The sequence below is a fragment of the Marivirga sp. genome (assembly GCF_035704835.1).
GTDB lineage: Bacteria > Bacteroidota > Bacteroidia > Cytophagales > Cyclobacteriaceae > Marivirga.
Map to the genome: position 1 here is coordinate 1 of NZ_DASSWQ010000054.1, position 8,704 is coordinate 8,704.

Consider the following 8,704-nt stretch of genomic DNA (forward strand, 5'->3'; position numbering starts at 1 on the left):
GAGCTTTTTTAATGGGTTTCATGCATCAATATTTGCAAGGTTTCTGTCAGGAAAATACGAAAACTTGCAAAAAAATCAAAGCTTTTTATTAATTAAATAATTGATAATCAATGTATTAATTAGTTTTTAAGGGTCGACTAATTATTTTTTAAGGGTCGACTAATTAATCAAAATTGAAGCTATTATTCATGTAATATTTTACACATTAAATATCTTTAATGATGACTTAAAAAATATAGAAATTAATAATCTATTGATCAATCCTTAAAATCATTAAGCCTTTCAACACACTCGTTGATGAAAAAATCACTTTTATTAATAAGCTTAATAATTGAAAACAAGAGACTTTTTAGTTGGAATGAAATAGAATCCATTAAAAAAGGAAGGAAATGTATAGAGCAGCACGATTTTTCAGAATCAAATAGGAACAGTGTACAGGATGACTTAAAGTGTTAATTTTAAAACTTTAAAGAACTCATAATTATGAAATGGATATTCTGAGACAATATATTAGTTGATATCATGTGTTTCAAAAGGAGTAATCATGTTATGCATTGGGATGTCATAATGATTAGAGAAGAGATCATGTTCTAATAAAGGCCCTAAAGAAATTCCAGCAAATCGAGTTCCAGTTTGACAGTCTCGAAGGAATCTATCATAGTAGCCTTTACCATATCCAATCCTGTGACCAGACTTGCTACCGACCACCATAGGAACCAAAACACATTCAATATCCTCAATAGCATAGGGGCTACCATTAAGAGGCTCTGGAATACCCCATTTATTTTCCAGAAAAGTGGTTTCTTTTGTTATTTTGACATGATGAAGAACAGGACTCTTTAAATCGGATACAGCTGTAACAACCTCTATGTTCGGCTTTTTACTCCATAAATATTGGGCAAAAGGGAATGTATCAGCCTCTTTGTTTTTCCTGATAGGAATAAAAATGTGAATACTTTTGAATTGATTCGCTTCTTGGAGTTCCACTAAACGCTGGTATAACAGCTGATTTCTTCGCTCATATTCAGCTTGACTGATAAACTTACGTTTTTCTAGATATACCTTTCGTAGAATGTTTTTATCCATCCCATCGCATTATATAAAATTGGAGATTAAATGGATCAAAAGCTTTCATTAATTTTTTAATAAACTTATCATCCGATTTATAGAAAGGAAGGAAATTCGCTTTGCGTTCCTGCAATCCATTTCCTGGAAACAGAAAATCCTTAATTTCGTCTATTTGACGCATTTTATCAGAGTGTTTCCTCTTCTCAGCTGCCATCATTTTCTTCTCAATTTTATCTATTGAGTTGCTGATTTTCTCTGTCTCAGCCTCAGTCATTTGAGAAAGTGTGGTGTCAATGTCTCCAGCATACTGTTTGATTTCAGAGAGTAATAATTTTAACTGCTGGCGCTCTTCATTTAGATTTAATTTCTGTGCTGTAATCTTTTTGGTAATTTGCTTTTTAAGAAGCTCCCTTTCAGTGAATAAATCCAGCTCTCGTAATTTTAATTTTTTGATTTTATGCCCAATTTTATTAGGAATAATCATCCCGAAGTTTCGAGGTAATTGAATGGGGAAAGGAATTTTAAAATGTTCAAAAATGGGGGTTAACTGCATCCAGTAAGCTACTTCCGCGGGGCCTCCCGTATATGACAAATTCGGCAAAATAGCTTCTTGATAAACTGGTCGCAAAATTACATTAGGGCTAAATCGATCTGGATGATTTTCTATCTCAGCTCTAATTTCTTCTTCTGAAAATTGAAGGTCTGTTTCTAATACTTTGTAAACATTATCTTCTTTAACGATTCGTTCACGTATACCTTCTTTCAAATAAAAAAAATTGATTTCTCTTGGGTAAGTCTGGGTCTTGTAGCCCATTTCGTCCAGTCTACCAGATTGTTTTTCAACCAGCTGATTAGGTTTATTATAAAGAATATCTTCCTTTATAATGTCTTTAAATTCACTTTTAAGAGCAGCATGATCAGCATCTAGCACTACCAAACCATATTCACCATAAAATCGATTTACGTATTCACGAACTGCATCAGCAAGATTTTCAGACTTTGAATATGCATGGTAGAAAATACTCTTTTCTCCTGCAATTTCTTTTGCTAACTCATCTAAGCCATCAGTTTTCATTCTTCCTACAGCACCCATTTGCTCGGTATTCCACTTATACTTTTTACCTTCCACATGAACACTCCTAATCTCATCTAAATCATGATCTTCAGAAGCCATCCAATAAATTGGAACAAAATTATAATCTGGATATTTGGCTTTTAATTGATTGCAAGCATTAATTACTGTAATTATCTTAAAATGAAAATAAAGTGGCCCTGTGAAAATATTAAGTTGGTGTCCTGTGGTAAGCGTGAAAGTTTTTTGATTGCCAAGGCTTTTTATATTTTTTTCGACCAATTCTTCGACTTTGGAAACTTGAGCGTATTGAGATTCTAATACGTTAACTAAAGCTTCTCTATTAACAGAATGCTTAGATTTTTCCGTTATTTGATCTTGAAATACATCAAGAGTGGGGTAGCGATAATAGAAGTTTTTAAGTTCCTCTTTCTGTTGTATAAAATCATTAAATATTGGAGCAAAAAGCCCTGTTTCAGAAAAATTAATACACGCTACTTTCATATTTTAATCTTATTTCAAATTACCGTATAAATCAAACTCTGTGGCATCGGTTATTTCGATCTCAACGAAATCTCCAATTCTGGCATAACTTTCTGTAGCATCAATTAAAACTTCATTATCTACTTCCGGAGAGTCATGTTCTGTTCTACCAATAAAATATCCACCTTCTTTTCTATCTACTAAAACTTTAAAGGTTTTACCGATTTTCTCTTCATTCAACTCTTGGGATATTTGAGTTTGTAACTCCATTACGGCATCAGCACGTTCTTGTTTGATTTCATCGGGAACATCATCTTTAAAACTAAAAGCATGGGTATTTTCTTCATGTGAATAAGGGAAAATACCTAAGCGATCAAATCGCGTATTTCTCACAAAATCCATCATATCTTGAAAATCCTCTTCTGTTTCACCAGGATGTCCGGCAATTAAGGTCGTTCTTAGTGCTATTCCTGGAACTTTTTCACGGATTCGCTGAATCAATGCCTCTTGCTTTTCGCGCGTGGTTCCTCTGCGCATCATTTTGAGCATTTTGGTGGATCCATGCTGAAGCGGCATATCTAAGTAATTACAGATATTGTCTCGTTCTGCCATCACATCCAATATATCCTCAGGAAAGCCAGTTGGGAAGGCATAATGTAACCTTATCCATTCTATTCCTTCCACATCAGAAAGCTGCTTTAACAACTCTGCAAGATTTCTCTTTTTGTAGATGTCAAGTCCATAATAAGTAGAATCCTGCGCGATCAATAAAATTTCTTTTGTACCATTCCTAGCCATGTTTTTGGCTTCCTTCACCAATTCCTCTATCGGGCGAGAAACGTGCTTACCACGCATAATTGGGATAGCACAAAAAGAGCAAGGTCTATCGCAGCCTTCCGCAATTTTCATATAAGCAAAATGATTAGCGGTGGTTGTAATTCTTTCTCCTACCAATTCATGCTTATAATCAGCATTAAATTTTTTCAATAACATCGGTAATTCCATCGTGCCGAAAAACGCATCCACTTGAGGAATTTCCTTTTCTAAGTCATCCTTATATCGTTGGGAAAGACAGCCAGTAACGTAAAGCTTCTCAATCAATCCTTCTTCTTTGGCATCTGCATAGCGCAAAATAGTATCAATTGACTCTTGCTTAGCATTATCAATAAAGCCACAGGTGTTCACTACAATAATATTAGAATCGTCTTTATCAGATTCGTGCGTGACATCAATATCATTTCCTCTCAACTGTGTGATCATTACTTCAGAATCCACTAAATTTTTAGAGCATCCTAGCGTGATAACATTTACTTTGTCTTTCTTTAAACCTTTGGTCTTCAAAATATTCTCCTCTTTAAAAATACAGTATTAAAATGTGCTGGTCTTATAAATCCTCTAAATCATCATAAGATAATCTAATGAAGATTCGGCACTATTTCAAAGTGCAAAGTTAATCAAATATTACAGGAATTGTTTCAGATGTGAGGAATTACAATCAATTCCCATTTAAGTCGTTTAGCTTCTCGGAATATATAATATCTTTGCAGCTACATGGAGTCATTATTCAAAAAAAGTATAGTGTTAATACTATTTACCCTCATTTTCGCTTGCGATGTGGACAGTAATTGTGGAAGCGTAAATGTAGATTATGTTACGTTCAGACCAGTTACACTCAATGCTAACTTAGAAGAAATCAGGAGAGAAGTAATTTTTGACAGTATTGTTAGTCCGCAAACCGATAGTATTTTCTTCCTTCAAGATACAATTGGAAGCTTTACACTTCCTTTAAGTCCTGCAGAAAATCATACAGATTTTTATTTTTATTATGGCGAAAGGGGTGATACTATCCGTTTTACGTATGAAAAACGAAATAGTGTGGATTCTCCTGAATGCGGGATAAATCCAGAATTCATAGGCTTGGACACCGCCTTTCAAACTTTTGATTCCTTAATTATTGTAAACGACACTCTGAAAAGAACTCTAAATGCGCCTAATATTAAGTTGTTTATTTTTTAGTTTTATTAGTTCAACGCTATTCGCCCAAATTTCAGACAGTTCTGCTGAAATAGATTCGACAGAGCAAAGAATAGAACAACCAACAAAAGAACCGAGAGTCCCTAAATCATTTTATATCCCAACAGGCATCAGAATTGGAACAGATGTAGTGGCTTTAGGTGTAAATACTTTTGGCAATAACAGGCAACGTTATGAAGTGCAGGCTGATGTCGATTTTCATAGAATTTATTTAGCTGGTTCTTATGGAATAAATCAGTATCAAACCAGTGGGGATGGATTCAACTATTCCAATGATGGAAATTATTTCAGAATTGGTTTAGATGCTGACTTTTTAAAATTTGACCCTGACCACAACACACTAACTTTTGGACTTCGTTATGCAAGAGCTAAATTTTCTGAGACGTTAACCACTGATATGGTAAGTCCTGTTTACGGACCGTATGAAGAAAACTTGACCAATGATGCAGTTAGGGCGAGATGGTTCGAAATGACTACTGGATTGAGAGTTATGGTTCTACAAAACTTATATATGGGTTACACCTTTCGGATTCAATTAAATAGAAGAATTTTCGATTCTGAAAATTTCAGAACATATGATGTCCCAGGATTCGGAAGAGCCGAATTTAACAATAGATGGACTTTCAATTATTATCTCGTATACAGAATTGCCTGGAGAGAAAAACAGGTAATGGAAAAAAGTCGTTAAACCCGCTTGAAGAAGGAATCAACAAATTCCATTTTATTGAACACCTGTAAATCCTCTACTTTTTCACCTACACCAATATATTTTACAGGGATTTTAAATTCTTCCGAAATGCCAATCACAACACCACCTTTGGCAGTACCGTCTAATTTTGTAATCGCTAAAGCAGTAACTTCAGTAGCTTTCGTAAATTCTCTGGCTTGAATCATAGCATTTTGACCAGTAGAACCATCCAAAACAAGTAATACTTCATGAGGAGCTTCATTAACGAACTTCTGAATTACCCTTTTAATCTTGGATAATTCATTCATCAAATTCACCTTGGTGTGCAATCTACCTGCAGTATCGATGATAACGATATCCGCTTCTTCTTCAACGCCTAGTTTTACGGCATCAAAAGCTACGGAAGCAGGGTCAGTATTCATTCCGTGCGAAACTACAGGAACGTCAATTCTTTCACCCCACATTTTCAACTGATCAACTGCAGCAGCTCTAAATGTGTCTGCCGCACCTAATATCACTTTTTTACCTTGTTTTTTATATTGAGCAGCTAGTTTCCCAATAGTAGTCGTTTTACCTACTCCATTTACGCCAACAACTAATAAAACATAAGGCTTTTTGACATTTTCGGGAAGTGAAAAGTCTTTAAGGTCTTTTGTATTATTTTCCGACAAAAGTCCAGCAATTTCTTCTCTTAGAATTTTATCTAATTCGGCAGTTCCCAAATACTTATCTCGAGCAACTCGCTCCTCTATTCTGCTAATTATCTTAACTGTTGTCTTTACCCCTAAATCTGAGCTAATTAAAATTTCCTCCAAATCATCCAAAACATCTTCATCAACTTCTGATTTTCCGACTACGGATCGCCCTAATTTTGAAAAAAAACTTTCTTTTGTTTTTTCAAGGCCTTTGTCAAGCGACTCTTTTTTTTCTTTGGAGAAAATATTAAAAATACTCATTCTATTAAGTTTTAAGGGTAATGGTAGTTAGAGGCTATTATTCTATACGCAATTAAAGTTCTAAAGTAATTAAGAAAAGGAAAGAAGAGAAGTGTATAAACAAAAAAAGTCCCAATAGAGGGACTTAATCAATTCAAACCTTAAAAACTAAATTATTTTTTAAGCGCTTCTTGAGCCATATCTAAAGGCACCATCTCTTCACGGAAAGAATAACCTCCGTTTTTTGATTTCACCGCTTTGATTACTTTAGCGTAACCTTTAGCATCTTTGTCTTTTAAACTTGCTACTACTTTCTTAGCCATGATTACTTAATTTCTTTGTGAACAGTATTTTTCTTTAAAATTGGATTATATTTTTTTAACTCCAATCTTTCTGTAGTGTTTTTTCTGTTTTTAGTAGTGATGTAACGAGATGTACCCGGAGCACCACTTGCTTTATGTTCAGTGCATTCTAAAATTACCTGAACTCTATTTCCTTTTTTAGCCATTGTGCTTTATATTTTTGAGCAATAGAAAATTATACTAGTACGTTACCGTTTTCACGTGCTTTCTTCAATACTGAAGTAAGACCATTCTTATTGATGGTTCTGATTGCGCTAGTAGATACTTTCAACGTAATCCACTTATCCTCCTCAGGAAGGTAAAACCTTTTCTTTTGCAAATTTGGCAAAAACCTTCTTCTGGTTTTATTATTGGAGTGCGAAACGTTATTTCCCACTTGCGGTCTTTTTCCGGTTATTTGACAAACTCGTGCCATATCTATCTAAATTATTTTTGTTGTCGATTTCAAATTGGTCTGCAAATATCGGCAATATTTTGATAATCACAAACCTTAGCTTAAAATACCACCTTATTTTTTTTAATTTACAAGGGATTGACGTCTCATTTTAGTAGATTTACTATTTAACTGAATGCAAATTACTAATTTTTAAACAACAAAGCTATGATTGAAGAAATCAAGAACAGTCAACAAGCCATTGACATGGAAGATAAATATGGTGCTCATAATTACCATCCACTACCTGCCGTTTTGGCTAAAGGTGATGGAGTTTTCCTTTGGGATGTGGAAGGAAAAAAATATTATGATTTCCTATCTTCATACAGTGCAGTTAACCAAGGGCACAGTCATCCAAGAATTTTAGAAACGCTTAAGAAACAAGCGGAGACTTTAACTTTGACTTCAAGAGCTTTCCACAATAATATTTTAGGTCCTTTTGAAAAATACATTACCGAGTATTTCGGTTTCGATAAAGTATTGGCCATGAATTCTGGGGCAGAGGCAGTAGAATCTGCTTTAAAAATTGCCAGAAAGTGGGCTTATGAGAAAAATGGAGTAGCTCCTAATGCAGGTAAAATTATTGTAGCAGAGCAAAACTTCCACGGAAGAACTACTACCATCATTTCTTTCTCCAGCGATGATACCGCCAAAAATAACTTCGGACCTTACACCGCTGGGTTTATCAAAATACCTTATAACGATACAGAGGCTTTAGATAAAATTTTACAAGGAGAAGATAACATTGTTGGATTCTTAGTGGAGCCAATCCAAGGTGAAGCTGGCGTTTTCAGACCTGATAATGATTATTTAAAAAAATGTAAAGAAATCTGTCATAAGCACAATGTATTATTCATAGCAGATGAAATTCAAACAGGTATTGCCAGAACAGGTAGTTTATTAGCTGTTTGTGGCGATTGTACATGTGAAGGACATTGCGAAAAACAATCTACTTATGTAGAGCCCGATATCTTGATTTTAGGAAAAGCACTATCCGGTGGTTTTTATCCCGTATCAGCTGTATTAGCAAACGACCCAATTATGGAAGTATTAACTCCAGGAACTCATGGTTCTACTTTTGGAGGTAATCCATTAGGTGCTGCAATTGCGGTTACGGCATTAGATGTAGTGAAAGACGAAAAATTAGCACAAAATGCACGTAAACTTGGTCAGCTTTTCAGAGATAGAATGCAGAAATTCGTAGATAAGTCTGAATTTGTAAGTTTAGTGAGAGGTAAAGGCTTGTTAAATGCAATTGTTGTAAATGATTCTCCTGACAGCTCTACTGCTTGGGATATTTGCATGGCATTAAAAGAAAATGGTTTATTGGCTAAGCCGACTCACGGAAATATCATCAGATTTGCTCCGCCTTTGGTGATAACTGAAGAGCAATTGAACGAATGCTGTGATATTATCGAAAAAACAATTACTGATTTTAAGAAAAAATAATCTTAAGAATTATAGCTCATATTTGAAAGCCCGAGTTAATCTGATCTGACCCCAAAAAGTTGGACGGATTAAAAATTAATTTATTTGTGAATGAGTTCTGTATTTCACAGGACTCATTCCTTTTAGTTTACTTTTTATTCGATAATTGTTGTAATAGTCGATATAGGCTGTCACTTCCTT

At 34.6% G+C, this 8,704-nt stretch carries 11 protein-coding genes; 3 read left to right on the forward strand and 8 right to left on the reverse strand.

From position 1 onward, the window contains the following. Positions 1-510: 510 nt before the first annotated feature. Genes VFM92_RS08680 through rimO form a run of 3 tightly spaced genes read right to left on the reverse strand, consistent with a single transcriptional unit; the run spans position 511 to position 3,964 of the window. Positions 511-1,086, reverse strand: coding sequence for a 5-formyltetrahydrofolate cyclo-ligase (locus VFM92_RS08680; protein ID WP_325121819.1), 576 nt, complete (start codon positions 1,084-1,086; stop codon positions 511-513). After that, entirely contained in the window at positions 1,079-2,644 is a 1,566-nt protein-coding gene (gene bshC, locus VFM92_RS08685) for a bacillithiol biosynthesis cysteine-adding enzyme BshC (protein WP_325121820.1), read from the reverse strand. Before bshC ends, VFM92_RS08680 begins: the two co-directional genes overlap by 8 nt. Positions 2,645-2,653: 9 nt before the next feature. After that, complete coding sequence (gene rimO, locus VFM92_RS08690) at positions 2,654-3,964, reverse strand: 30S ribosomal protein S12 methylthiotransferase RimO (RefSeq protein WP_325121821.1); 1,311 nt, start codon at positions 3,962-3,964, stop codon at positions 2,654-2,656. Positions 3,965-4,201: 237 nt separating this feature from the next. Here rimO and VFM92_RS08695 point away from each other — a divergent pair, with 237 nt between their 5' ends. Continuing rightward, positions 4,202-4,639: a DUF6452 family protein gene (locus tag VFM92_RS08695; protein ID WP_325121822.1), complete on the forward strand. Its 438-nt coding sequence runs from the start codon at positions 4,202-4,204 to the stop codon at positions 4,637-4,639. Further along, positions 4,608-5,345, forward strand: coding sequence for a DUF6048 family protein (locus VFM92_RS08700; protein ID WP_325121823.1), 738 nt, complete (start codon positions 4,608-4,610; stop codon positions 5,343-5,345). Before VFM92_RS08695 ends, VFM92_RS08700 begins: the two co-directional genes overlap by 32 nt. Here the strand turns inward: VFM92_RS08700 and ftsY are convergent. From ftsY to rpmB, 4 genes are all read right to left on the reverse strand, one after another. Beyond that, complete coding sequence (gene ftsY / locus VFM92_RS08705) at positions 5,342-6,301, reverse strand: signal recognition particle-docking protein FtsY (protein ID WP_325121824.1); 960 nt, start codon at positions 6,299-6,301, stop codon at positions 5,342-5,344. The genes VFM92_RS08700 and ftsY overlap by 4 nt on opposite strands. A gap of 152 nt (positions 6,302-6,453) precedes the next feature. Further along, a complete protein-coding gene (locus VFM92_RS08710; protein WP_325121825.1) occupies positions 6,454-6,603 on the reverse strand; it encodes a DUF4295 domain-containing protein in 150 nt (49 codons plus the stop codon). 2 nt (positions 6,604-6,605) lie between these two features. Further along, on the reverse strand, positions 6,606-6,788 hold the full coding sequence (rpmG, locus tag VFM92_RS08715; protein ID WP_325121826.1) for a 50S ribosomal protein L33: 183 nt from the start codon (positions 6,786-6,788) through the stop codon (positions 6,606-6,608). Positions 6,789-6,817: 29 nt separating this feature from the next. Next, a complete protein-coding gene (rpmB, locus tag VFM92_RS08720; RefSeq protein ID WP_325121827.1) occupies positions 6,818-7,057 on the reverse strand; it encodes a 50S ribosomal protein L28 in 240 nt (79 codons plus the stop codon). A 186-nt stretch (positions 7,058-7,243) separates the two neighbouring features. On the opposite strand from rpmB, the gene rocD reads away from it, so the two are divergent. Next, the gene (gene rocD, locus VFM92_RS08725) at positions 7,244-8,524 is read left to right on the forward strand and encodes an ornithine--oxo-acid transaminase (RefSeq protein WP_325121828.1); all 1,281 of its coding nucleotides are present in this window, start codon (positions 7,244-7,246) and stop codon (positions 8,522-8,524) included. 75 nt (positions 8,525-8,599) lie between these two features. Here rocD and VFM92_RS08730 read toward each other — a convergent pair whose 3' ends face one another. Further along, on the reverse strand, positions 8,600-8,698 hold the full coding sequence (locus VFM92_RS08730) for an IS3 family transposase (protein ID WP_414675557.1): 99 nt from the start codon (positions 8,696-8,698) through the stop codon (positions 8,600-8,602). Positions 8,699-8,704: the final 6 nt, after the last annotated feature.

Bases quoted from the DNA above. Each gene is read 5' to 3' on its own strand.
- VFM92_RS08680 (WP_325121819.1), bottom strand. From the start codon at position 1,086: ATGGATAAAAACATTCTACGAAAGGTATATCTAGAAAAACGTAAGTTT.
- bshC (WP_325121820.1), bottom strand. From the start codon at position 2,644: ATGAAAGTAGCGTGTATTAATTTTTCTGAAACAGGGCTTTTTGCTCCA.
- VFM92_RS08700 (WP_325121823.1), top strand. From the start codon at position 4,608: ATGCGCCTAATATTAAGTTGTTTATTTTTTAGTTTTATTAGTTCAACG.
- ftsY (WP_325121824.1), bottom strand. From the start codon at position 6,301: ATGAGTATTTTTAATATTTTCTCCAAAGAAAAAAAAGAGTCGCTTGAC.
- VFM92_RS08710 (WP_325121825.1), bottom strand. From the start codon at position 6,603: ATGGCTAAGAAAGTAGTAGCAAGTTTAAAAGACAAAGATGCTAAAGGT.
- rpmG (WP_325121826.1), bottom strand. From the start codon at position 6,788: ATGGCTAAAAAAGGAAATAGAGTTCAGGTAATTTTAGAATGCACTGAA.
- rpmB (WP_325121827.1), bottom strand. From the start codon at position 7,057: ATGGCACGAGTTTGTCAAATAACCGGAAAAAGACCGCAAGTGGGAAAT.
- rocD (WP_325121828.1), top strand. From the start codon at position 7,244: ATGATTGAAGAAATCAAGAACAGTCAACAAGCCATTGACATGGAAGAT.